Origin of the sequence: Moellerella wisconsensis ATCC 35017, from assembly GCF_001294465.1 — a bacterium.
Lineage (GTDB): Bacteria > Pseudomonadota > Gammaproteobacteria > Enterobacterales > Enterobacteriaceae > Moellerella > Moellerella wisconsensis.
Genome location: NZ_LGAA01000014.1, coordinates 65,307 through 91,594 on the forward strand (window position 1 = coordinate 65,307; position 26,288 = coordinate 91,594).

Below are 26,288 nucleotides of genomic sequence, written 5' to 3' on the forward strand. Positions count from 1 at the left end.
TATTTATTTTAATTAACTATTGATAGAAATTCTGGATATAATTTATTCACTGGTACTGATGATAATGTTTTTCACTTCAGTATAAGCGTCTAACATCATTTTATGCGTTTCACGGCCTAATCCGGATTTTTTATAGCCACCGAAAGGTGCATGAGCCGGTAATTCATGGTAGGTATTAACCCACATACGACCTGTCCTGACGGCTTTCGAGACGCGGATTGCTCGGTTAATATCTTGTGTCCATACCGCGCCGCCTAAGCCATATTCGGAGTCATTGGCTAAATCAATAACTTCTTGTTCATCTTTAAATTTAATCACGCACAATACCGGACCAAAAATTTCTTCGATAGCTACCTGCATATCATTGGTCACGTCAGAAATTATGGTTGGCTGCATAAAGAAGCCTTTATCTAGACCATTCTCGGTAAGGCGTTTGCCCCCAGTAAGAATGGTTGCACCTTCTTTTTTGGCGATATCGACATAATTTAAAATGGTATTTAATTGCGCCTCACTAACTTGGCTGCCCATTTGGGTATCAGTAGCCATTGGATCGCCCACTTTTACTGATTCAAAGCGAGTTTTTAATGCCGCTAAGAACGAATCGTAGATATCTTCGTGTAGGAACAAGCGAGAGCCCGATTCGCAAGCTTGGCCTTGGTTCATCAAGATGGCGATGGCGGCATATTTGACCGCTTTTTCCATATTGGCATCAGGGAATACGATATTAGCCGATTTCCCCCCCAGTTCGAGTGTAGCGGGGATCAGTTTTTTGGCTGCCGCTGCGGCAACGGTGTAACCCACGCTAGTTGAACCAGTAAAGGCTAATTTATCAATGCCAGGATGTTCTAAAATAGCTTGACCAACCACAGATCCGCGCCCAGTTACGATATTAACCACACCAGCAGGCACGAATGCATTGATAATACGACCGAGTTCTAACAGGCTGATTGGGGTTAGGCTAGCAGGATTGATAACGACAGTATCACCGGCAGCAATAACCGGAGCGAGCTTCCACGCTGCCATTAATAATGGGAAGTTCCAAGGAATAATTTGGCCGACAACACCTAAAGGTTCGCGAATAGCTAAGCTAATAGTATTGGCATCGATAATTGATGTTTCATCAGTATGTGAACGGATCACGCCAGCAAAATAGCGGAAGTGATCAATCGCTGCCGGTAAGTCTATTTTAGATGATTCATTGTAAGGTTTACCGTTATCGAGAGATTCTAATACGGCAAAACGTTGTTGTTCTTGTTCGAGCTTATCTGCAATTTTAAGCAAAATATTTTGACGTTCAACTGGCGTACTGTGCTGCCAGCTGACAAAGGCTTTTTGCGCAGCGGCAACGGCTAAATCAACATCTTCTGCTGAACCTTCTTGATATTCGGTTAATAATTCACCCGTGGCTGGATTGTAACTTTGGTTAGTTTTGTGCGAAACGCTATCAGTCCATTGTCCATCGATCAGTAATTGGTAACATTTTTTAGGTTGGTTCTCGGGAGCGATGTCTTTTAATGTGATCATGGTAATTCTCCAATAGTAGGGCCTGTAAGTCGGAGTTTGTTATTAACTATTAACTAACCATCAAATAATTAGTTAGCTAATAGTTAATCATAGTACATACAGCCAATAAATGTTATCGGTCAGTGCTATAGGTAATACCTATCGAAAAGTATTAATTTAATGTTTGTACCGATTAAATAAGCCATAAATAGTTATCATTACGTTTTATTTTTGCGGCAGATCAATAACAAATTAAGTTGTAGATAAAACACCTGTTATAAATTTAGGAAAGTACTAACCTTATTGGTGTATTTAAAATGCAACTTATAAGGGTAATATTCATGTACTGTGTGCAATGTGAACAAACAATGAGAACACCAGTGGGTAATGGCTGTGCATACGCACAGGGCATGTGCGGTAAAACTGCTGAAACCTCCGATCTACAAGATTTATTAGTTGCCGTTCTGCAAGGATTATCAGCTTGGGCAGTTACCGCGCGCGCGCTAGAAATTATCGATCATGATATTGACAGTTTTGTTCCTCGAGCGTTTTTCGCCACATTAACTAATGTGAATTTTGATTCAGATAGAATTATTGGTTATGCCCGTGAAGCGATTTATTTACGCCAACAATTAGTTAAACGTTGCCAGGCCAAGAACAGCCTAGTTCAGGTCGATCATCCGATGGCAAATTTGCAGTTACAGGGCTCGGATTTACCGGCTTTGTTAGCACAAGCCACTGAATTTGCATTAAATCGTGATTTACAGCAGGTTGGTGAGGATATTCATGGCTTACGTATGTTGTGCCTATATGGTTTAAAAGGTGCGGCGGCCTATATGGAGCATGCCCATGTTTTAGGTCAGTATGACAATGATGTTTATGGTCAATTCCATCAAATAATGGCATGGCTTGGAACATTACCAACAGAGATAGATGCGCTGCTTGAACAATCAATGGCTATCGGGATGATGAATTTCCGTATCATGGAATTACTTGATGCTGGGGAGACCAAAAAATTTGGTGATCCGATCCCTACGCAGGTTAATGTGCGTCCTGTAGCAGGCAAATGTATTCTTATTTCTGGGCATGATCTGAAAGATCTCCAATTGTTGTTAGAGCAAACAGCAGGAACCGGAATTAATATTTATACCCATGGTGAAATGTTACCGGCTCATGGTTATCCTGAATTAAAAAAATACCCACATTTAGTCGGTAATTATGGCAGTGGATGGCAAAATCAGCAGATTGAATTTGCTAAATTCCCTGGACCAATCTTAATGACCTCAAACTGTATTATTGATCCTGATGTTGGTCAGTATAAAGAGCGTATTTGGACGCGCAGCATTGTCGGTTGGCCGGGTGCGAAGCATGTTAATGGTGATGATTTTTCAGCCATTATTGCACAAGCACAAGCGCTTAGTGGTTTTCCTTATACCGAAATCGAACATAAAATTACGGTAGGATTTGGGCGTAAAACCTTGCTAAGTGCCTCCGACGCAGTCATTGATTTGGTGGCTCAAGGTAAATTACGCCATGTATTTTTAGTTGGTGGTTGTGATGGTAGCCGAGATGAGCGCAGCTATTACACTGATTTTGCGCGTAGCGTACCTCAAGATTGCTTAATAATGACCTTGGCGTGCGGTAAATATCGTTTTAATAAACTGGATTTTGGCACCATTGAAGGTTTACCGCGTCTGCTTGATGTAGGTCAGTGTAATGATGCCTATTCCGCTATTATGCTGGCGGTTAATCTGGCAGAGAAATTAGGCTGTGGTGTGAATGACTTACCGCTAAGTTTAATTTTGTCGTGGTTTGAACAGAAAGCGATAGTTATTTTATTAACGCTATTGTCTCTGGGCGTCAAAAATATTTACACTGGGCCAACGGCCCCGGCCTTTTTGACTGAAAATTTACTGAATATACTGAATGAAAAATTTGGTATGCGCAGTATTACTACTGTTGAACAGGATCTGGCAACTATTTTGCCGGCATAAATTCGTGCAGGGGAGAGCTTATTCTCCCTATTGAGGACTTTTTTTATGACCATGCCAACAACCTTATGCCCGAATCGTATGCAGGTACATTCGGTATATCAGGAAACCCCCGATGTTTGGACGATTAATCTAATTAATCATGATTTTTATACTTATGATCCGGGACAGTTTGCGTTAGTCAGTATTGAAAATAGCGGTGATACCCTGCGCGCATATACACTTTCATCTTCGCCGGGATTAAGCCCGTTTATAACCATAACCGTGAGACGTCTCGATAATGGTATGGGTTCCAATTGGTTGACTCAATCGGTAAAACCGGGCGATTATTTGTGGCTTTCCGATGCACAAGGGGAGTTTAGTTGCGCCAATATTGCCCATGATAATTATTTAATGCTAGCAGCGGGGTGTGGTGTTACCCCAATTATGTCTATGGTTCGTTGGTTATTAGCGAATAAGCCTAGTGCCAATATTAAAGTATTATTTAATGTGCGTGATGAGCAGCAAGTTATTTTTTCCCGAGAGTGGCAATATTTATTAGGCCAATATCCACAGCAATTACAATTGTGTATTATGCAGGAATCACCCGATCAGGGCGAAATAACTCAAGGCCGTTTAACTCAACAAAAATTAGCAGCCTTGGTGCCAGATATTCAATCCCGCGTAGTAATGACCTGTGGACCCGCGGCTTATATGCAGAATGTACAGAATTTTGCCACGGAACTGGGGGTAGATGCCGCCAATTTCTTTATGGAACGTTTTTCTACTGAGCCGTTACTTTCTGAGACTACACTTACAGAATATAAGCCATCAGATGCGGGAAAAAGTGCTGAAAATACGCAAACAGTAATGTTAAAAGTGCGCCATCAATTAACCGATTATTCCGTACCGGTTGGAATGTCGTTATTAGCAGCGATGGAGTTAAATAAGCTGCCTGTGGTCGCGGCGTGTCGTGCAGGTGTTTGTGGGAGCTGTAAAACCCAAGTAATTACTGGCGATTATACACAGAGTAGCCAAATGACATTAACCGCGGAAGAAATTGAGCAGGGGTATGTTCTTGCTTGTAGCTGTCAATTACGTGGCAATATTGAAATTGCATAAATAATAATGCTGTAGATTATCTCCTTAATATCGATTGTTATAATAGGTTTTAGGGAGATAATTAGTTTATCTTCAGCTCATTTATTACTAAAATATATTTTCATTAGCCTTTATTTGATCTTCTTTTTTTTATAATTATTTTATTATTTTATTATTTTATTATTTTATTTGGTCAGTATAATTTATAAAGATATCGTTATGATTATTTTTTATTTTGAATTTATTTGTCATTATAACAGAGGGTATATTAATTGATATATTAAAAAATATATTTATCTAATATAATTTAGGGTTTTCATATAATCTTGTGGTTAATTTTTTGATTCTATTTTTATACATGAAGTTATGGTTTAATTTTCTTTTAATGCTCTGGGATATAAGTGATAAATAGTAGATATTCTTTATATTTTTTAGAGATAATATTAGCATTGTAGTGATTTTTTCGGCATTTATTTACAATAATGTTACTAATAATTATATTTATTTATAAAGAAGTATTTTTTAATTCACAAAGATAAACAAAGCTTAAACAATATGAATTTTGACATAATTAGTCACATATTCGGGATGGTAATCCTGATGTCAATGGTTATAATTCGCGCCGCATCTTAATAGTGCAGTATCTCGTTAGGCGAGGCTCCTATACAAACACAGGTTGCTGATCTGACGACGTCGAGAGACGCCCAAGATTAGGACAGGATATATCGATCGAAGGTATATCCCCATGTAACTTCCCGTAATAATCGGGATACGTTGTATAGTGCTAAAACCGAGACGTAGAGATAGCCATAGCATTCTCTCATCTGGTTTCGCCCCTATTTGAGTGCTGTTTGAGTTAACAACAGTAATAGGGTCCAATTAAAATGACATTCTCTTCTCAGAATAAAGCGCAAACAGCAGCAGCAGTTGTTGCTAAATCCGCGATGAAAGGCGATCAAATGAATCGCCAGCAAAATAAACCTATCAAAAAAGATGAATCAATTGTTAGCGCGTATATGAGTCAATCTTATATCTCTGCGTCTGTTGGTGATTCTATCGCTCACGTTAAAAGTAATCTGATCAACAAAATTGAAGGAGAACAAATTCCAACATATGTATTTGTTGTCGATCAGAATAATTATTTAAACGGAATTCTGTCAGTTAAATCATTATTAACCGCTGCAGATAACTTATTTGTGTCTGATATTATGCGACACAATTACTTCTCTGTTGCACCCGATCAATCGCGCCATGAAGTGAATGATTTAATTAATAATAGCGGAATCGATATGATCCCCGTAGTTCAGTTTGGTAAAATTGTTGGCGTATTACGTCCACAAGATATCTCTGATTTAATTGAAGATGAAAATACACTGGATGCGCAATTACAAGGGGCGACAACTCCCTTAGATGAACCGTATTTAGAAACCAGCCCGTGGACATTATGGCGCAAGCGCGTGGTTTGGTTATTAATGCTATTTGTCGCTGAGGCCTATACGGGAACGGTATTAAAAGCCTTTGAAGATCAATTAGAAGCGGCTATCTCATTAGCCTTCTTTATTCCATTATTGATTGGTACTGGCGGAAACAGTGGTACGCAGATCACTTCAACTTTAGTCCGAGCTATGGCATTAGGTGAAGTTAGTCTGAAAAACGTTGGTGCGGTACTGAGAAAAGAAGTCTCAACTTCGGTACTCGTCGCGGTAACTATCGGCGGTGCCGCATTAATTCGCGCATGGGTCTTAGGCGTGGGTATGGAAGTTACCATTGTTGTTAGTTTAACCATTGTGGCGATCACTATGTGGAGTGCAATTGTTTCATCTATCATTCCCATGGTCTTACAAAGAATGAAAATCGACCCAGCTGTAGTTTCTGCGCCATTTATTGCGACGTTAATTGATGGAACCGGTTTGATTATCTATTTTGAAATTGCTCAGCAGGTAATGACTGAATTCGCTTAATTAAGTGACTAAATATTATCATCACGCCCAAGTGAAGTCTGGTTGGGCGATTTGATTCTAGCTGGATAAGTGATTCAATGAGTTCCAGGCTATTTCGCGACAGGAAAGAAATTAGCTTTTCTGTTGCGGAGTCGCCAACCAAGAGAGCGGTTCTTTGCATTTACGGCACAGATATTGGCTTGTTCCACGTTGGACTTTGTTATGTCGTCTCAGGCTCAGTTCATGCGGCTGCGGACAGCGACAATGATACATAAATCCTTGACTTTTTACTGACTCAACCGAGAACTTATGCGTTCTTTGTGGCGTTACTTCGAGCACTTCCTGCATCATCCATTGCCATTCTTTACCGTGCGGCGTAATACCTGCGCGTCCAAAGCAACGATACACTAATAAATGCGCTAATTCATGCGGGATAACTTCTTGAATAAACGCCTCGCCATTTTCAATTAATAACACAGGATTAAGGCGAATTTGCCACTCGGCTAAATAAGCACTACCGGCAGTTGTTCCCCGCTGGCGATAATTAAGTGTAGGCTCAGTAAATGTTTTTTCGAGCTTGTTACTGGCGAGCTCGAGCTTTTCTCGCAATAAGCGTATCGCAGAAAGTTGTAGAGTGAGAGGAACACGAGGTATTTTCATCGCGGCAGCATAGCGCAGTCATTTTTTCCATTCAAGCGTCAATTGCAACTCAATATATAAAATGATATATTGTTTTTTTGTAAATTATAGCGATGCAGTTAATAGAGAGATTTATGGCAAATTTATTGGATTCAGCAGTGCTTACCGCAATGAAAATTGCCGCTACAGATACTGCTAATTTATTAAAAACACTGGGAAACGCTGATAGGTTACTGTTGTTGTGTCAATTAACTCAGGGTGAAGCTTGTGTGAGCGAACTGGAGACGCTGCTGCAAATACAGCAACCGACGTTATCTCAACAATTGACGGTATTGCGTAACGAAGGTTTGGTGATCACCCGGCGAGAAGGTAAGCGTATTTATTATTCGATCGCTGATGAAAAAATAGCAATATTACTCAATACTTTATATCAACTTTATTGCCCTGCTAAGGAGTAATTTTTATGACTATTGACTGGGCGAATTTTACTCCATTATCAGCGGCGATGGGGGGCGTATTTATCGGCGTTGCCGTCGCTATTTTGATTTTGTTCAATGGCAGAATTGCTGGCATTAGCGGAATAATTGGTGGAATAATCAAACCAATCAAGGGTGAGTTTTTGTGGAAAGTGGCATTTATGATTGGCATTCTGATTGCTCCTTTACTATTTTCTTGGTGGTTTTTTGTGCCAGTAATTCATATTGCTGCAACCACACCACTATTGATTATTGGCGGATTATTGGTGGGCTATGGAACACGGTTAGGCAGCGGCTGTACCAGCGGGCATGGAATTTGTGGCATGGCACGTTTGTCTAAACGTTCGCTGGTGGCGATGCTTATTTTTATGATCAGCGCATTTGTTACTGTTGCCATCATCAATAATATCAATCTAGGCGGGTAAACTATGGCGGCGATTAGCGCATTATTCAGTGGCTTACTGTTTGGTTTTGGATTGATTATAGCGGGGATGAGTAATCCTGCTAAAATTTTGGCCTTTTTAGATATTACAGGTCAATGGGATCCTTCATTATTAGTGACGATGGCGATTGCCATGCTTATTAGCGCCGTGGCTTTTGGGATTGCCAAGCAGCGAAAAAGCAGTCTGTTGCATTGTGATATACAGATCCCGACTAAAACCGTTATCGATAAAAAATTAGTGCTTGGAAGTTTGTTATTTGGCATAGGTTGGGGGCTCGCCGGTATTTGTCCGGGGCCTGCGGTATTATTAACTGGAGCAGGGCAGTGGCAGGGGATTATTTTTACATTCGCTATGGTGTTGGGAATGTGGATTTTTCAGCGAGTTCATCAACCGAAATAATCTAAGTTAGCAAACGATTTATGGCAGTTATAATAATATGTTTATAACAATACGCTTAGACAATGCGTTTAGATAATCGATTATGGCTCAAAAATTATAAACATGGAGTGGAGTAGTAAAAGGGAGAACTAGAAGAGAGTACAAGATAAGCGGTAACAAACAGCAAACAGAAGTAAAAATAACAATTAAAAACAATTAATTATAAATTAACTGACTTTAAATTTTATAGGCGGTGAATTAGGTTATCGAATATTTAATAACGCCCTAATAAATGACTATATGGTGATATTGATAGCTGTTTGATCAACCATTTAATAAACGCGTATTCGATGAATGATTATTGGATAAATAAGCAGGTAGCGCAGACTCAGCGAGATAGGGATATAAACTGATATGGCGGGAGTTATCCCGCCATTAACTGAACCAATAAGCATGTTAAATCTGAGGCTTATTTTAAACCCGCGGCTTCGCGTAGCAGTGCCGCTTTGTCTGTTTTTTCCCAAGGGAACTGAGAACGACCAAAGTGACCGTATGAAGCGGTTTGTTGGTAGATTGGTTGCAGTAAATCTAACATTTGAATTAAGCCATATGGGCGTAAATCAAAGAATTCACGCACCAACAGAACTAATTGCGCCGTTGGCACTTTTTCGGTACCAAAGGTTTCAATCATGATAGACGTTGGTTCAGCAACACCGATGGCGTAAGAAACTTGAATTTCGCAGCGATCTGCTAAGCCAGCAGCAACAATGTTTTTAGCCACATAACGTGCCGCATAAGCCGCAGAACGGTCAACTTTAGACGGATCTTTACCTGAGAATGCACCGCCACCATGACGCGCCATACCGCCGTAGGTATCGACAATAATTTTACGACCGGTTAAACCACAGTCACCCATTGGGCCACCAATAACAAAACGACCGGTTGGGTTAATAAAATATTTAGTGGTTGGAACTAACCATTCACTTGGCAGCGTCGGCTTGATAATTTCTTCCATTACTGCTTCGTGTAAGTCTTTTTGACTAATATCTTCAGAGTGCTGAGTTGACAGGACCACGGCATCAATACCGACAACTTTGTTATTGTCGTATTGGAAAGTAACCTGACTTTTAGCATCTGGACGTAACCAAGGCAAAATTCCACTTTTACGGACTTCAGCTTGACGTGCAACTAAACGGTGAGCGTAAGTAATTGGTGCAGGCATTAATACGTCGGTTTCATTAGTTGCGTAACCAAACATAATACCTTGGTCGCCGGCGCCTTGTTCGTAAGGATCTGCACGGTCAACACCCTGATTAATATCAGGAGATTGCTTACCTATCGCGCTTAAAACCGCGCAAGAATCAGCGTCAAAGCCCATCGCTGAACTAGTGTAACCAATATCACGAATGGTTTTACGAGTAATTTCTTCGATATCAACCCATGCACTAGTGGTGATTTCACCGCCCACCATTACCATGCCGGTTTTAACGTAAGTTTCGCAAGCAACGCGTGCTTTTGGATCTTGCTCCAGAATTGCATCAAGCACCGCATCAGAAATCTGATCGGCTATTTTATCCGGATGCCCTTCTGAGACTGATTCAGAAGTAAAAAGATGTATGGTCATTAGATTTAATACCTTGAGTGATTCTGGGATTTATGTGTGTATGGATGTTTTAACATCTAGACGTCTATTCTAGGTCGAAAGGTAAAAAAATTCCAGATTTTTTTTAGTATGGTTAATAGATGAATATATTATTTCTCTGAAAATTAAATTTTATTGGCATAAGAGATAATTAGATTTTGCATTTATCATCTAATGAAGGTATAAACTGCTCCCGTAACAGAGACATTGATCTCATGGTTGCATACCAGCAGATATAGTCTGATTAATCTAAAATTAGAACTTATAAATCTAGGATGATATTCCTAGTTTTAAACTGCTTTCTATCAGGACTGTCGAATACGACAATGATGTTTGGGGGTTAATGGGTAATGATCCATAATCTGCTGAATAACAGTACCACACGGCCATGCAGCTCTCGCTGTGTGTCATTGCCTTTGGCCTTCCTGTCTTTGTCAACATCATCACGAAGTTACCAATTCATCTATACAACCCAACATATTAGCAGGTAATGCTGGTATATTAATGGTTTGCACATCCATTGTTTAGTTTCACTAAGCACTTTGTTAATCTGAGTAATAGCTGTTTTCCCCACGTATAAATTCGGCACCATCATGGCTGATGAGCTGCAATGAAGGAGAAAGCGTCACTCACCCCTCCATAAAGGAGTCTGCTATGAATGATAATATCGCTCGTAAAATGCGCCAAACATATAACATCGCATATTGGGGCGGAGGTTACTATCAGGTGAATGAACGCGGAAACGTCTGTGTTTGCCCTAATCCTGAGGAGCCAGGCGCATCCATTGATTTAGCCGATCTGGTTTATCGGGTAAAAGAAGAACAAGAACATTTACGTTTGCGTTTGCCTGCGTTGTTTTGTTTTCCTCAAATCCTTCAACATCGTTTGCGCTCAATTAATGCGGCGTTTACACGTGCTCGTGAGTCTTATGGTTATAAAGGCGATTATTTTTTAGTTTATCCGATTAAAGTTAACCAGCAACGTCGTGTGATTGAATCATTAATCAATTCTGGGGAGCCGTTAGGATTAGAAGCCGGCTCTAAAGCCGAATTAATGGCCGTACTGGCGAATGCGGGACGGACGCAAACAGTGATTGTGTGTAATGGTTATAAAGACCGTGAATATATTCGCTTAGCGTTAATTGGTGAAAAACTGGGTCACAAAGTGTATCTGGTTATCGAGAAAATGTCTGAAATAGACATGGTGCTCAAAGAAGCTAAAGCGTTAGATGTTATTCCGCGTCTCGGCGTTAGAGCACGCTTGGCTTCTCAAGGCTCAGGCAAATGGCAAGCCAGTGGCGGTGAGAAATCTAAATTTGGCTTAGCGGCAACTCAAGTTCTGCAACTGGTCGATATGCTGCGTGCAGCGGATCGATTAGACAGCTTGCAACTGCTGCATTTCCATTTGGGCTCCCAAATGGCCAATATTCGGGATATCGCTACCGGTGTGCGTGAAGCAGCACGTTTTTATGTCGAATTGCATCAACTGGGCGTTAATATTCAATGTTTTGATGTTGGCGGTGGCTTGGGTGTCGATTATGAAGGTACCCGTTCTCAATCTGATTGTTCGGTTAATTATGGCTTAAATGAATACGCTAATAATGTGATTTGGGCTATCGGTGATGCATGTGAGGAGTTCGACCTTCCACATCCAACGGTGATCACTGAATCTGGCCGTGCTCTGACGGCACACCATACGGTATTGGTTTCTAACGTAATTGGTGTCGAACGCAATGAGTTTACCAAAACGTCTGCACCGGAGAAAGACGCACCGCGTTCATTGATTTCATTGTGGGAAACGTGGCAAGAGATGCAACATCAAGGCAGTAGCCGTTCATTGCGTGAATGGTTGCATGATAGTCAATTTGACTTACAAGAAGCTCATACTCAGTATGCTCATGGGGTGCTCAATTTAACTCAACGTGCATGGGCTGAAGAACTGTATTTGAATATTTGTCGTCGTATTCAGCAAGATCTCGATCCTAGCAATCGTGCGCATCGTCCGATTATTGATGAGCTGCAAGAGCGTATGGCGGATAAATTTTATGTTAACTTTTCGCTGTTCCAATCTATGCCGGATGCATGGGGTATCGATCAGGTTTTCCCAGTATTGCCGATTGAAGGGCTGGATAAACCGTTAGATCGTCGTGCTGTTCTGTTGGATATTACCTGCGATTCTGATGGTATTATCGATCACTATGTTGATGGTGATGGTATCGAAACTACGATGCCGATGCCGGCGTATGATCCTGAACATCCACCGATGATTGGCTTTTTCATGGTCGGGGCCTATCAAGAAATTTTGGGCAATATGCATAACTTGTTCGGGGATACTGCCGCCTTAGATGTGTGGGTTGATAGCCAAGGTAACAGTAGTTATCTGCAAAGTGAAGAAGGCGATTCGGTGGCGGATATGCTGCAATATGTCAAATTGGTGCCTGAAACTCTACTAGAAAGCTTTACTGAGCAAGTTAAGAACACCGGCTTAAGCGAGCAGTTACAAAAAGATTTTGTCGCTGAATTCGAGAGCGGTTTGTATGGCTATACCTATCTTGAAGAAGAGTGATCGGTCTTGAGGTCGTGTAATTTTGCACGCTGAAGCCAGTTTTTAACAGTGAAATCTAATATTTTCATTAAGTTCAGCGATGCTCATTCAAGGTATCGCTGGCAGTAAAAATAAACAGAATATAACGCGTTGTTCCTTCGTATGCGTTAATTTATCGTTAAGATCATCGACGATGAGAGGGAGCAACGAATGCGTATGATGCATATTGCGTATAAAGGACAGATAATGATAAACAGCACTTTGGGTAATGAAACCGATAACTCTTTGGTTTCCAACGCGTTTGGTTTTTTACGTTTACCGCTGAACTTCCAACCTTATGACTCTGATGCCGACTGGGTCATTACGGGGGTTCCGTTTGATATGGCGACATCTGGCCGCGCGGGGAGCCGTCATGGACCTGCTGCTATCCGCCAAGTTTCAACTAATCTTGCGTGGGAAAGTCATCGCTGGCCGTGGAATTTCAAGCTTACCGAGAAATTGAAAATTGTTGACTGCGGTGATGTCGTCTTTGCTTTCGGCGATGCACAGGATATGAGTGATAAATTACAAGCACATACCGAAAAACTTTTGGCTGCGGGCAAAAAATGCTTAACATTTGGTGGTGATCACTTTGTTACTTTACCGTTGCTGCGCGCTCATGCTAAGCATTTCGGTAAAATGGCATTAGTGCATTTTGATGCCCATACCGATACTTATGGCAATGGCAGTAAGTTTGATCATGGCACGATGTTTTATCATGCGCCAAAAGAAGGCCTGATTGACCCAACTCATTCAGTCCAAATTGGTATTCGTACTGAGCATGATAGCGACAACGGTTTTACCGTATTAGATGCCGGTCAGGTAAATGATAGAGCGGCAGCTGATATTATTGAGCAAGTGAAACAAATTGTTGGTGACATGCCGGTTTATTTGACTTTTGATATTGATTGTCTCGATCCTGCATTTGCTCCGGGAACCGGAACACCTGTGGTTGGTGGCTTAACGTCTGATCGCGCACTAAAAATCTTGCGTGGACTGCAGTCACTGAATATCGTCGGTATGGATGTGGTTGAAGTTGCGCCAGCCTATGATCAATCTGAAATTACCGCGCTTGCAGCGGCAACGGTAGCGTTGGATATGCTGTATATCCAAGCCGCTAAAAAGTAATTTACTACATTGATTTATAAGAAAAATCTGTTATATAAGTGTAGTTATAAATGTAATTATAAATGTAGTTACGAATGTAGTTACGAATGTAGTTACGAATGTAGTTATAAATGTAGCTATAAATGTAGTTATTTTAATCGTATATAACGGTTTAAACGTCAGTTGTAGAAGACGAATCGCCTGCAACTGACGAAATGGATTAACAAGGATCTCTGCCTAAAGTGCAGAATAGAGCAATTATTAATAGTCATAATTTCCTAGAGTTACACCGTATAAAATACGGTATCGCCCCCTCAATTGTTTGATTTTCGTTCATAAAATAGTCAATAGCACTTTTGGGATACTCCTTTAGTGGTATCTCAATGGCATAAAAAACTACCATCAAAAGCAATATAACTATTTTATTTCTTCAATTTATTCATATCACGATTTTATTTAATCATTATTTAGATTTTTGGCTAATTATTAGCATAACGTCATTTTTTTGTATCTATTCCTGATTATTGGTAGGGTGTTATAACTTATTGTTGATAATCGTTATCAATAACTAGAGACATCCTTGGAGAAAAATAATGGCATTGAATAGCAAAGTTATTTTAGTCACAGGTGCAGGACAAGGCATCGGACGCGCAATTGCTCTTCGTTTAGCGAAAGAGGGCGCAGACATCGCTCTAGTTGATCTCAACCAGGACAAATTGGCTAATGTGGCGAAAGAAGTTGAAGCATTAGGCCGTAAAGCCACTACGTTTATTGCGGATGTTAGTCATCGTGATGAAGTATTTGCCGCAGTAGCGCATGCTGAGCAAGCCTTAGGTGGCTTTGATGTTATGATTAATAATGCCGGTATTGCTCAAGTTAAAGCCTTAGCGGATGTGCGTCAGGAAGATATGGATCGTATCTTCAAAATTAACGTTAATGGTGTGACTTGGGGGATCCAAGCGGCGACTGAAAAATTCAAACAGCGCGAGCAAAAAGGTAAAATTATTAATGCCTCTTCAATTGCCGGCCATGATGGATTTGCGTTATTAGGTGTCTATTCTGCAACTAAATTTGCGGTTCGCGCATTAACTCAAGCAGCAGCCAAAGAATATGCCAGTGCGGGGATCACCGTTAACTCTTATTGCCCGGGGATTGTTGGTACGGATATGTGGGTCGAAATTGATGAGCGTTTCTCTGAAATTACCGGTGCACCGATTGGTGAAACCTATAAAAAATATGTTGATGGTATCGCTTTAGGTCGTGCTCAGACTCCAGACGATGTGGCGGCACTGGTCGCTTTCTTAGCCAGCGATGACGCGGATTATATTACCGGCCAATCTATTTTGACCGACGGCGGAATTGTTTATCGTTAATACGCCTGAGTTTACAGCAATTGATGACTAATCATTGATTATCTTTGGTTGACTGAATAAAAAGCCTTATTGAAAAATAAGGCTTTTTTGTGATCTGTACCAAGTTCTATCTCTACGTTATCAAGCCTATTAATCACCGTTATGAATGTGATTTTTGTTTTAGTGATTTCTGTTTTTTGCTGCGCAGAATATTGAGTAACTGCACTGCCATTGAGAAGAACATCGCGAAGTAAATATACCCTTTAGAAACATGAACTTGTACGCTTTCTAAAATCAACGTAAAGCCAATCAAAATCAAGAAAGATAACGCCAGAATTTTAACTGATGGGTAGCGATCGACAAACTCCCCAATCGGACGTGCCGCAAACATCATCACACCCACGGCAATAATGACTGCGGCCATCATAATAACTAAATGTTCAGATAAACCGACGGCGGTGATCACCGAATCGAGACTAAAAATAATATCGAGTAAGGCAATCTGAATAATGGCATTCCAAAAAGAATGAATTTTTTGTGTTGGTTGTTCATCTTCATCTACTTGATCTATCGCTTCATGGATCTCTTTGCTGGCTTTCCAAATGAGAAATAATCCACCGGCGAATAAGATGATATCGCGCGCCGAAATAGGTTGTTCCCACAATATAAATAAAGGATGCGTTAAGCGGATAATAAAAGTAATTGAGGCCAGTAAGGCTAAACGCATGAGCATTGCTGCGAGTAGCCCCGTTCGGCGTGCTGCATTTTGCTGATGGGTGGGGAGTTTACTGACCACTAACGCCAAAAAGATAATATTATCAATGCCTAAAATGATTTCTAGAATGGTCAATGTTGCTAAGGCCATCCAAGCATGTGGGTCTATTAACCACTCGAACATGATGACTACCTTTTAATATTTATTAAATTATTGATGAGATGATTATAGGCTTCTGGCATAGTAATAAAAATATTTTTGCCGAACAGCCAGCCAATTTATTTAGCTAACTTATTCATTTATTGCACGGAAATGCCGTGCTAATAATGGGCCGGTAAAATCTTTTTTAAGATAAAAGCCTCGCGGTAAGGTCATAATTGGTTGTCCTTCTGGGCCAATCCCTTCGGTTAGCGCTTTACTGTTGGCGGCTTTAGGTCGAATTTGCAAAACTTGTCCGTGTCGAGCCGTTATAGTTTCCACTTTGCCAAGAACAATTAAATCCATTAATTCTTCCCAATCTTGTTTTAGTAATTGATCTTCTATTGCTGAAGGACGCCACAATAAGGGACTGGCAATCCGCCGCTCAGCTAAAGGTATTTGTCGTTCGCCTTCAATTGGAAACCACAATACACAGGATAATTTATGCCGTACATGGCTGTTTTCCCAAGTAATTCCGCTATTTCCTGTTAAAGGAGCAACACAAACAAAGGTGGTTTCTAGCGGGGTTCCTGTGCGATCAATTGGAATAGTTTTAAGTTCAATTCCTAGATTGGCGAAGTCTTGCTCGGCTTTACTGCCTGCCGACGCGCCTAATAAGTATTCTAGTAACATCCCAACCCAGCCTTTGTCTCGTTTTAAATCGGCAGGGATTGGCAATCCGGCGTAATTTGCTAATTCGCCAAGCGTATAGCCAGCCAATGCGTCTGCACGCGCCATTAGTGTAGCTTGATCCGTTGGGGGAGCGGGAGCGATAAAATTCATTGTTTTGATTAAAAAATAACCATTAAGTTGAGCGATAAGTTATTCAGTATAACATTTTAAATAATAATTTTTTAATTGGATGATTTACAAAGTAAATATTTAACAAGTTAGCGTTAAAATGCCAATAATATTTGGCTTATGCCTTTTAATCCCCAATTAATAACAGGATCTTATACTAGGTTATCCACAGGTTTGTGGGATAACTGGAAAAACATCGAACTACTGGCTAAATTTACAGGCTTGACTGTTGCGGTTTTTTACGAGTTTTAGTGCTATTTGTGCAACTAAGATACATATCCTGTGGATAAATACCTTATTGGTTGTTTTTTGTTCTTTGGGGTTTTGAGGGCATTTTATTATGGTAATAAATAGTCTATTTAGGCATTTTATTTTATGTTATCCATATGATTATAAATAAGTAATTTAAAATTTGTAAAATATTGTCAGCCAATAACTCACAAACTATACCCCGATTGTTATGATGTTGTTCACATGGATATCCACAGAAAAAGTGAATAAAATCCTTATCATCTACTTTGGGTGTTTATAACTTTAAGGGTTTCTGTGTATTATCTTCCAACGGCTTAAACCATGCTGATTTAAAATCGAACCAACCAAAAGTATTCATTCTAACCCCGCGTAATGTCCTCTGGCCTTGGATCTCTAATCGATGGTGTAAAAGGGGATGGAACATTTGACTGTCGACCATACTCGCGCACCAGCGCTCAATATTAAGCTCTCTCTGCCGCCATTGAGAAAGTTCGGCACTAAAGGAGGTATTTAGACATTTATGCAATAAAGGCATTTCATACAGTGTAGAAAAAAGGGAGAATTCGAGAGGGCGAATAAAATTAGCGGTCGCTAGCCAAATGTCACTTTCTGCGTTGCCATTGAACCAATCGTCATAATCAATGATATTAATATTGAGTTTTACGCCCTGCATAGCGAGTACGTGCTGCATGATCTGGCTGATAGTATTAAATTCGTGATGATGATGATAAAAAGTCACCGTAAGCTCTGTTAATTCAGGCGGTTTCGGTAAATAAGATAACGTTTTGCTGTGATGCCAATGCAGCAGTAGCCCATAAGCAGGCGCCCAATGGCGTTGATAGAAAGGATCACAATGGGCTAATAGATTGATTGGGGTAAGAAAACTGCATAGCCACTGGCGTATATCATCACGCTGGCTAAGTTTAGAGCGTGCATCCATCAATAAAAAATAGCACCCATCTTCCATTCTACCTTCAAGACAGTCACTGTTTTCTTCATCGCCTTCCATTTTTAAAGTGGTACATACCATTTGTTGTGATAATTCGGGTAATACCCAAATAGAAACTTCATCGAGTAATGAGCGATAACCAAAATAACGATCAAAGGCGCTAATCGTGAGTTTATTGGGCGTATTTTTTGTGACTTGATACGGTCCTGTACCGATAGGATGTTTAGAAAAATCCTTAATTTGCTGCCATTCATTCGGTAGAATAGCTGCATGTGGACTGCCCATTAACCAAGGAAATTGTTTATCACGCTCAGTAAGATAAATATCAATTATATAGGGCAGAGGGGAATCAATGTGATCGATATGAGAAAATAGCGGCCAGCTGCTTTTTAAGCGTTGAAGAGATGTAATAATATCGTTCATTTGTAATTCGCGCCCATGATGAAAATAAATGGCTGGACGCAAATAAAATCGCCAGTGTGTTTCACTGATGGCTTGCCAATGGTGCGCTAATCCGCTTTCCACTTCCTCTTTTTCCTCATTTATATGAATTAAGCCATTAAATATCTGGCTGAGCAAGTGGATTTCTGAACGTCGAAGTGGGGTTCCGGGCAATAAATTAGGAAATGCTCGGTAATAAACGATACGTAATAGACTTTTTCCTTGCCGGTAGCTACGTTCTAACTCTGATAGTACCGTTTGACGGATAGCATCTTTATCACCGACCAGTGCTACGAGCTTTTCAATGCCCTCTTGTTGTAATAATTTTTCGGCTTGAGCCTGCTGTAATTCGAGCCCGTTACGATGAAATTGCAGCCAAGAAAGCTTTCCTCGCCCGGCAGCTGCCTCCCATGAGAGCCAGCCATTAGCCTGCATTTCATTCAATAGGGTTCTGACATGGCGACGAGAGCAATATAAAATCTCGGCAAGAGATTGTAAGTTGGTTTGGCTGTTTACACCATTGAAGTGCCGCCACAGGCGGACAAATTGATTTTGTAAACGAGGGCTTGGCATAAAAGAGGAACCTCAATAGATTTTTCATCAATTTTAATTTCCGCATAACCGAGCATAATGTCAAGCAGTTAAACATTCTAGTCAATCGGGCTTTGGTCGGATTGAACGCCAATTTATTGAGTAATGGTGATTTTACCAGCCGATATTTATTTTATCGGCCTTTTTCTGTGTCAGCTATTCTTACAATAGTCTTATTTATTTTTATTATTTAAATTTCCTCTTTTATTTCGATTATTTTTTTTATCTCATCTCATATAGATGTTCGTTATTTATTATTCTGTATTGCTGCTTATGGTCTTGAATTTTAATCGCATTACATAAATGAAAATTGATAGACAAACATGGAGTTATAAATATAGAGAGGAAAATCAAATTGAAATGGATAATACCAGGAAGAAAATTTAACTGTAGAGGAGGAGCATAAAGTACGCCGCAGAAGATATCCACGGCGCGTGGAGACAGATTAACGCAAAAATACCGGAATATTGGCCTCGAAGGCGTTGATTTGGTCTTGATATTGCAATGTCAAACCAATGCTGTCTAATCCATTCATCATACAGTGGCGGCGAAAGCTATCAATTTCAAATGGATAGCTATTATCACCGGCGATGACGGTCATCTCGTTGAGATCCACAGTGAACTGGCAGCCGGGATGCTGTGCAACATAATCAAATAACTGATCAATTTGTTCTTCAGTTAAGCTGATAGGTAATAATTGGTTATTAAAGGCGTTGCCATAAAAGATATCGGCAAAACTTGGCGCGATAACTACGCTGAAGCCAAAGTCGGTTAGTGCCCATGGCGCATGTTCGCGCGAAGAACCACAGCCAAAGTTTTCACGCGTTAGCAAAATACTCGCCCCCTTAAACTCGGGGCGGTTTAATACAAACTCTGGGTTCGGTTGCTGGCCGGCATCATCTAAAAATCGCCAGTCATTAAACAGATGTTGACCAAATCCGGTGCGGGTTACTTTTTGTAAAAATTGTTTAGGAATAATAGCATCGGTATCAACATTGGCTGCATCTAATGGCGCGACAATCCCGGTATGAGTGATCAATTTTTCCATGTTAGTCTCCTTGATTAAGCCTGAATGTCACGAACATCAGCAAAATGACCACAAATAGCGGCGGCGGCAGCCATTGCTGGGCTAACTAAATGTGTCCTTCCCCCTCGGCCTTGGCGACCTTCAAAGTTGCGGTTACTGGTCGATGCACAGCGTTCGCCCGGGTTTAAACGGTCATTATTCATCGCCAAACACATTGAGCAGCCGGGCAAACGCCATTCAAATCCGGCATCAGTAAAAATCTTATCTAAGCCTTCTTCTTCTGCTTGCGCTTTTACTGGGCCAGAGCCAGGCACAACAATCGCTTGGACGCCTGTAGCCACTTTTTTTCCTTTCGCGATAGCCGCAGCTGCGCGTAAATCTTCAATTCGTGAATTGGTGCAGGAGCCAATAAAGACCTTATCAATCGCAATGTCTGATAATTTAATTCCAGCGGTTAATCCCATATATTCCAAGGCTTTTTCTGCAGAAGCGCGTTCAATAGGGTCCACAAAGGATCCCGGCATAGGAATCGGCTGGTTAATTGCAATCACTTGGCCCGGATTGGTACCCCATGTGACTTGAGGCGCAATATCTTCAGCTTGCAGGGTGACGGTTGCATCAAAGACTGCATCAGGATCGGATTTTAAGCTTTTCCAATATTCGACCGCTTGTTCCCACTCTTGGCCTTTAGGCGCAAATTGGCGTCCTTGCATATAGGCAAAGGTGGTTTCATCTGGAGCGATAATGCCGGCTTTAGCGCCTAATTCAATCGCCATATTACATACGGTCATGCGGCCTTCCATGGTTAAATTCTCGATAGCTTCGCCGCAGAATTCAACAATATAGCCGGTACCGCCTGCACTGCCTACTTTACCAATAATTGCTAAGACGATATCTTTAGCGGTGATCCCTTCGGCTGTTTTCCCCACCACTTCAATTTTCATGGTTTTGGCTCGAGCTTGTTTCAAGGTTTGTGTCGCCATAACATGCTCAACCTCGGAGGTTCCGATACCAAATGCTAATGCACCAAATGCCCCATGAGTCGCCGTATGGGAATCGCCACATACAATGGTGGTTCCCGGCAAGGTAATCCCTTGCTCAGGACCCATTACATGGACAATTCCTTGATAAGGATGATTTAAATCATACAATCGGACGCCGAATTCTTCACAGTTTTTAATTAATTCTTGCATCTGGATCCGAGCCATCTCACCGCAGGCATTAATATCTTTGGTTTGTGTCGAGACATTATGATCCATGGTGGCAAAGGTTTTACTCGGCTGATGCAATGGGCGATTTTTGGTTCTTAACCCATCAAATGCTTGCGGCGAGGTCACTTCATGCACTAAGTGGCGGTCAATATAAATCAGCGGTGTTTCTCCGGCGACTTCACGGACAATATGCGCATCATATAATTTTTGATATAAAGTTTTCGCCATGTTAAGCCTCTTCGATAATGTTACGCGCGATGATATCGCCCATTTCACGGGTAGTAATTGGATTGCCATCTTTGGCTAAATCAGCCGTGCGGTAGCCATCTTCTAAGGCTTTATTTACGGCACGTTCAATCGCATCTGCGGCGGTATTTTGATTTAAGCTAAAGCGTAATAACAGAGCTGTAGATAAAATTTGTGCGATAGGATTGGCAATGTCTTGCCCTGCGATATCCGGCGCAGAGCCACCCGCAGGTTCATATAAACCAAAACTTTTTTCATTTAAACTCGCAGAAGGTAACATACCCATAGAGCCGGTTATCATGGCGCATTCATCTGAAAGAATATCGCCAAAAATATTTGAACATAACACCACATCAAATTGAGATGGCGCTTTGATCATCTGCATGGTGGCGTTATCAATATACATATGATTGAGCTCAATTTCTGGATACTCTTTGGCAACTTCATTGACCACTTCACGCCATAAAATTGAACTTTGTAATACGTTAGCTTTATCAATCGAGGTCACTTTTTTACGGCGCTTAGCCGCAGATTCAAAGGCAATACGTGCAATACGTTCGATTTCGTAGCGGTGGTAAATTTCGGTATCGAAGGCGTGCTCATTATCGCCTTCACCTTTACGTCCTTTCGGTTGACCGAAGTAAATTCCCCCGGTTAATTCACGGACACATAAAATATCAAATCCTTGAGTGGCGATATCGGCACGTAAAGGGCAGAACGCTTCTAAGCTTGAATACAAACGTGCTGGGCGCAAGTTACTGAATAATTTAAAATGCTTACGCAATGGCAGCAGTGCACCGCGCTCAGGTTGTGAGTCCGCGGGTAAATGCTCCCATTTAGGGCCGCCAACCGAACCAAATAATACGGCATCGGCTTTTTCACAACCTGAAACTGTCGCAGGAGGCAGTGGATGACCATGACGATCAATCGCTATCCCACCCACATCATATTCGCTGGTCGTTATCGTCATTTGAAAACGCTGGCGGATAGCCTCCAACACCTTATAAGCCTGAGCCATAACTTCGGGCCCGATTCCGTCACCTGGCAATACGGCGATATGATAGCTGTTCGACATAGTTATTCTGCTTCCTTTGTGTTTGGTTGTGAATTTTGATGTATTTTATTTTTTTCTTTTTCGACTTGCTCTGAGCGCCAAATACAGTTGAGTACGTGGATCATTGCATTGGCGGACGAACCGACGATATCGGTAGCTAATCCCATACCGTGGAAACGACGATTATTGTATTCGACCACAATATCCACTTGTCCTAAGGCATTTTCCCCCTGACCTTTGGCAGACAACTGGTAAGAGACTAATTTTATTGGATAACCAGTGATTTTATTAATTGCTTGATACACCGCATCTACGGGACCATTGCCGGTGGCAGCTTCTGATTTTTGCTGTTCGCCGCAGATCAATTTTACTGTAGCGGTAGCCAGGATACTTGAGCCAGATTGGGTGCTGAAATATTCCATTTTGAAGTGTTCGGCTTCTTCTTGTTGCTGAGCGAAGAATGCCAAAGCTTCTAAATCGTAATCAAACACTTGGCCTTTTTTGTCGGCTAACTGTAAGAATGCTTCATATAAGCTATCTAAAGCAAAATCTTTGCCTTCTTTATAGCCCATTTCTTCCATACGATGCTTGACTGCGGCTCTGCCAGAGCGTGAAGTCAAATTTAATTGAACTTCTTTTAAACCGATCGAGGCCGGCGTCATAATTTCGTAAGTTTGGCGATTTTTTAAGACACCGTCTTGGTGGATCCCAGAGGAGTGCGCAAAGGCATTACTGCCGACTACCGCTTTATTTGCAGGGATGGGGGTATTGCACAATTGGCTGACCAGCTGACTGGTACGATAAATTTCTTTATGATTGATATTGGTGTGTACGCCCATCATTGATTCACGCAATTTGATGGCCATAATAACTTCTTCTAACGCACAATTGCCTGCGCGTTCACCTAATCCATTAATCGTCCCTTCAACTTGGCGTGCGCCAGCTTGTACTGCACTGATCGAATTTGCTACCGACATGCCTAAATCATCGTGGCAATGAACCGAAATAATGGCTTTATCAATATTTGGAACGCGGTTATATAAAGTTTTAATAATATTGCCGAATTCAAAGGGTGTGGTATAACCCACGGTATCAGGAATATTGACAGTGGTTGCGCCAGCTGTAATTGCGGCTTCTACAATGCGACATAAATTATCGATATCGGTACGGCCAGCATCTTCACAAGAAAACTCAATATCGTCGGTAAACTTGCGTGCATGTTTAATTGAATCAACTGCCATGACCAAAGCATCGTCGAAGGTTTTTTTCAATTTATGTTCAACATGCAAATTGGATGTGGCTAAAAATAAATGTAATCGAAAGGCTTCTGCGACTTTTAATGATTCTGCCGCCACATCGATATCCTTTTTTACACAACGCGATAAGGCACAAATTCGACTCTTTTTAATTTCACGGGCGATAGTCTGAACAGATTCAAAATCGCCAGGTGAAGAGACGGGGAAGCCGGCTTCAATAACATCGACACCTAAGCGCTCTAAAGCAAATGCAATTTGTAATTTCTCTTTAACGGATAAACTAGCCTGCAATGCTTGTTCGCCATCACGTAAGGTGGTATCGAAGATAATGACTTGGTTGCTCATGTTGTATTCCTTATTTCGAAGGTGGCTTTTTAGAGTGTTACAGCGGCTGCAGGCATAAAAAAACCCGCGGCTTGCGCGGGTTTTCTTAATCTAGTGGAAGATTTCTCAGCTTATTTTCCACCTATAAGCATACCGCGCACTCGAGATGCGATTAGTAGTAGGCTTAGTAGGCGAATTGATTTAATCATAATAGCTGGCTCATTCCAATTTAACTTAAACTCTGTATGCCTTTATTGTTACGTTATCTTTGAGTGGCTGTCAAATGCTGTTTTTTATCTCTATCCAGTATGGGGTTTCATCTGTGTTGATATATAATTTAAACTTGGTGGTTATGGCTGATTTCTAAATTATTAGTGATGTTTTTGTCTATATCACTACATGATAAACGGATAAAATTCTTTTTATGAAATTTTCGGTTATGATATATAGTCAGAAGTTATGTCTTGATGCTTTTTTGTTCGATTAATAGCTAGGCTAATCATTTATTGAAAGTAATATATTAGCTAAAAAAATATTAATTAATTATTAATACTTGGTTTATATATAATAAAAAGAACATAATCGTTGTAATTAATCTGATTGTTTATAATACCAAGAAAGAAATAGATACTTTTATTATGAATTCTTCGGTAAATTGTTTTATTATTAACAGAGCAATGAAGAGTTAATTTTAATGATTTCGATATATTAATTTAAAATATGAATGTTTAAATGGATAGCGAGTGATGATGACCATTTAACTTAATTAAACGTATTAATAACGTTAATAATTAATTCGGCATTGGTCGGCTAATTTATGTTAATGAACAACTCAAGTTAAAATAACTTGAGTGAATAGTAATTGATAAGAACGTCGTTTCAATCATGCAGGGAAAGCAGAGTAATTCATTATATTGATGATTTATTCATAAAAGTAAAATTTGATGAATATATAAAATTGCCAAATAGTTTTATTAAATCGCTGGTTATTATATTCATAAAAAATGATACATATATTAGTGGAGTGAAAAATGACTGACTACAATACAGTTTCAACAACCAAAAAAGAACACTGTGATATTCATTTGCGTAATGTTGATCTAAATTTATTAACCGTATTCGATGTTGTGATGCAGATGCAAAATGTCACGCGAGCAGCTCAAGTTCTTGGTATGTCTCAGCCGGCAGTCAGTAATGCTGTATCACGATTAAAATCAATGTTTAATGATGAATTATTTGTTCGTTATGGCCGTGGTATTCAACCGACTTCACGTGCAAAACAATTATTCGGTCCTGTAAGACAAGCCTTACAGTTAGTACATAATGAGTTGCCTGGTGCCGGTTTTGATCCACAGCAAAGTGAAAGAACCTTTAATTTATCTATATGCAGCCCATTAGATATTCGTATTGCCGCAGGAATTGTTGATAGATTTAATTATAATGCTCCCCATATTGATGTGATGATCCGCTCATATCTTGATGATAATATTGCTCACCAATTAAAGTATCAAGAAACTGAATTTGTTATTAGCTATAATGAATTTGAAAAAGCAGAATATCAGCATAAAGTGTTATTTAATGATGAACTTGTCTTAGCTGTTTCGCAAAATCACCCAAGGATTTGTGATTGTATTTCATTAGTTGATTTAGCTTGTGAAAAACATGCGATAATGTCTTTAGATAGCGTGGGATCATTTAGTAAACCTTATTATACTAATACTGAACTATCCCATTCAATTAGTTATCAAGGTACCGATTTAAATAGCGTTTTAAATATTGTTTCGCAAACTTATTTAGTTGCGATTGCTCCAAGATGGTTAGTGGAATATTATTCATCGAGTCTTAAACTTCGTGCTATTAGTTTGCCGTGGAAAGAAACATATCGCCCGTGTTATTTAATTTGGCATGAATCTACAACTCGAGATAAAGGTCATCAGTGGATGAAATCTCAGCTTGGCCAGTTATCTGAAATTAATGACTATATGTGTGCTAATCATAAGGGTACTAAATAGTACTACAGCTTCAGTATTGCAGCTTCGCGGGCATAAATATGTCTGGGGGCTGATATACATATAATCGTAGCGAATAT

Annotated in this window: 20 protein-coding genes and 1 riboswitch; of the genes, 10 read left to right on the forward strand and 10 right to left on the reverse strand. The window is 40.4% G+C overall.

Annotated elements, in window-relative coordinates; translation table 11 throughout:
• Positions 1–42 precede the first annotated feature (42 nt).
• Positions 43–1,524 (reverse strand): aldehyde dehydrogenase family protein, encoded by a 1,482-nt coding sequence (locus M992_RS06620; RefSeq protein ID WP_053907844.1) that lies wholly within the window; start codon positions 1,522–1,524, stop codon positions 43–45.
• Positions 1,525–1,844: 320 nt separating this feature from the next.
• On the opposite strand from M992_RS06620, the gene hcp reads away from it, so the two are divergent.
• The 3 genes from hcp to M992_RS06635 all read left to right on the forward strand — a co-directional run bounded on the left by hcp (position 1,845) and on the right by M992_RS06635 (position 6,535).
• Positions 1,845–3,497 (forward strand): hydroxylamine reductase, encoded by a 1,653-nt coding sequence (gene hcp / locus M992_RS06625; RefSeq protein WP_053907845.1) that lies wholly within the window; start codon positions 1,845–1,847, stop codon positions 3,495–3,497.
• 45 nt (positions 3,498–3,542) lie between these two features.
• The gene (gene hcr / locus M992_RS06630; RefSeq protein ID WP_053907846.1) at positions 3,543–4,595 is read left to right on the forward strand and encodes an NADH oxidoreductase; all 1,053 of its coding nucleotides are present in this window, start codon (positions 3,543–3,545) and stop codon (positions 4,593–4,595) included.
• Between the two features lie 616 nt (positions 4,596–5,211).
• A riboswitch (M-box (ykoK) riboswitch) is annotated at positions 5,212–5,384 on the forward strand.
• 74 nt (positions 5,385–5,458) lie between these two features.
• Positions 5,459–6,535 carry a magnesium transporter gene (locus M992_RS06635; RefSeq protein WP_053907847.1) on the forward strand — a complete coding sequence of 359 codons (1,077 nt, stop codon included), beginning with the start codon at positions 5,459–5,461 and terminating at the stop codon, positions 6,533–6,535.
• 111 nt (positions 6,536–6,646) lie between these two features.
• On the opposite strand, the gene M992_RS06640 is transcribed toward M992_RS06635, so the two are convergent.
• Positions 6,647–7,174 carry a SprT family zinc-dependent metalloprotease gene (locus M992_RS06640; RefSeq protein ID WP_053907848.1) on the reverse strand — a complete coding sequence of 176 codons (528 nt, stop codon included), beginning with the start codon at positions 7,172–7,174 and terminating at the stop codon, positions 6,647–6,649.
• 113 nt (positions 7,175–7,287) lie between these two features.
• Between M992_RS06640 and M992_RS06645 the strand changes: the two genes are divergently transcribed.
• From M992_RS06645 to M992_RS06655, 3 genes are read left to right on the forward strand one after another with little or no spacing between them, the layout of a single operon-like run.
• A complete protein-coding gene (locus M992_RS06645) occupies positions 7,288–7,611 on the forward strand; it encodes an ArsR/SmtB family transcription factor (protein ID WP_053907849.1) in 324 nt (107 codons plus the stop codon).
• A 5-nt stretch (positions 7,612–7,616) separates the two neighbouring features.
• Positions 7,617–8,054 carry a YeeE/YedE family protein gene (locus tag M992_RS06650; protein WP_053907850.1) on the forward strand — a complete coding sequence of 146 codons (438 nt, stop codon included), beginning with the start codon at positions 7,617–7,619 and terminating at the stop codon, positions 8,052–8,054.
• A gap of 3 nt (positions 8,055–8,057) precedes the next feature.
• On the forward strand, positions 8,058–8,471 hold the full coding sequence (locus M992_RS06655) for a YeeE/YedE family protein (RefSeq protein ID WP_053907851.1): 414 nt from the start codon (positions 8,058–8,060) through the stop codon (positions 8,469–8,471).
• Positions 8,472–8,919: 448 nt separating this feature from the next.
• On the opposite strand, the gene metK is transcribed toward M992_RS06655, so the two are convergent.
• Positions 8,920–10,074, reverse strand: coding sequence for a methionine adenosyltransferase (metK, locus tag M992_RS06660; protein ID WP_053907852.1), 1,155 nt, complete (start codon positions 10,072–10,074; stop codon positions 8,920–8,922).
• Between the two features lie 672 nt (positions 10,075–10,746).
• On the opposite strand from metK, the gene speA reads away from it, so the two are divergent.
• From speA to M992_RS06675, 3 genes are all read left to right on the forward strand, one after another.
• Positions 10,747–12,657 (forward strand): biosynthetic arginine decarboxylase, encoded by a 1,911-nt coding sequence (speA, locus tag M992_RS06665; protein ID WP_053907853.1) that lies wholly within the window; start codon positions 10,747–10,749, stop codon positions 12,655–12,657.
• 225 nt (positions 12,658–12,882) lie between these two features.
• Positions 12,883–13,803, forward strand: coding sequence for an agmatinase (gene speB, locus M992_RS06670; RefSeq protein ID WP_053907919.1), 921 nt, complete (start codon positions 12,883–12,885; stop codon positions 13,801–13,803).
• Positions 13,804–14,375: 572 nt separating this feature from the next.
• Positions 14,376–15,155, forward strand: a complete 780-nt coding sequence (locus tag M992_RS06675; protein ID WP_053907854.1) for an acetoin reductase — start codon at positions 14,376–14,378, stop codon at positions 15,153–15,155.
• Between the two features lie 139 nt (positions 15,156–15,294).
• Here the strand turns inward: M992_RS06675 and M992_RS06680 are convergent, their stop codons facing one another.
• The 7 genes from M992_RS06680 to leuA all read right to left on the reverse strand — a co-directional run bounded on the left by M992_RS06680 (position 15,295) and on the right by leuA (position 24,220).
• Positions 15,295–16,032, reverse strand: coding sequence for a TerC family protein (locus tag M992_RS06680; RefSeq protein ID WP_053907855.1), 738 nt, complete (start codon positions 16,030–16,032; stop codon positions 15,295–15,297).
• Positions 16,033–16,140: 108 nt separating this feature from the next.
• Complete coding sequence (gene mutH, locus M992_RS06685) at positions 16,141–16,830, reverse strand: DNA mismatch repair endonuclease MutH (protein ID WP_047256327.1); 690 nt, start codon at positions 16,828–16,830, stop codon at positions 16,141–16,143.
• Between the two features lie 544 nt (positions 16,831–17,374).
• Positions 17,375–19,063 (reverse strand): HTH-type transcriptional regulator SgrR, encoded by a 1,689-nt coding sequence (gene sgrR / locus M992_RS06690; RefSeq protein WP_053907856.1) that lies wholly within the window; start codon positions 19,061–19,063, stop codon positions 17,375–17,377.
• Positions 19,064–19,526: 463 nt separating this feature from the next.
• Positions 19,527–20,129, reverse strand: coding sequence for a 3-isopropylmalate dehydratase small subunit (gene leuD / locus M992_RS06695; protein ID WP_047256325.1), 603 nt, complete (start codon positions 20,127–20,129; stop codon positions 19,527–19,529).
• A 14-nt stretch (positions 20,130–20,143) separates the two neighbouring features.
• Complete coding sequence (leuC, locus tag M992_RS06700; RefSeq protein ID WP_053907857.1) at positions 20,144–21,547, reverse strand: 3-isopropylmalate dehydratase large subunit; 1,404 nt, start codon at positions 21,545–21,547, stop codon at positions 20,144–20,146.
• Position 21,548: 1 nt separating this feature from the next.
• A complete protein-coding gene (gene leuB / locus M992_RS06705; RefSeq protein WP_053907858.1) occupies positions 21,549–22,640 on the reverse strand; it encodes a 3-isopropylmalate dehydrogenase in 1,092 nt (363 codons plus the stop codon).
• Between the two features lie 2 nt (positions 22,641–22,642).
• Positions 22,643–24,220 (reverse strand): 2-isopropylmalate synthase, encoded by a 1,578-nt coding sequence (gene leuA / locus M992_RS06710; protein WP_053907859.1) that lies wholly within the window; start codon positions 24,218–24,220, stop codon positions 22,643–22,645.
• A gap of 1,010 nt (positions 24,221–25,230) precedes the next feature.
• Here leuA and leuO point away from each other — a divergent pair.
• A complete protein-coding gene (gene leuO / locus M992_RS06715) occupies positions 25,231–26,211 on the forward strand; it encodes a transcriptional regulator LeuO (protein WP_053907860.1) in 981 nt (326 codons plus the stop codon).
• Positions 26,212–26,288 lie beyond the last annotated feature (77 nt).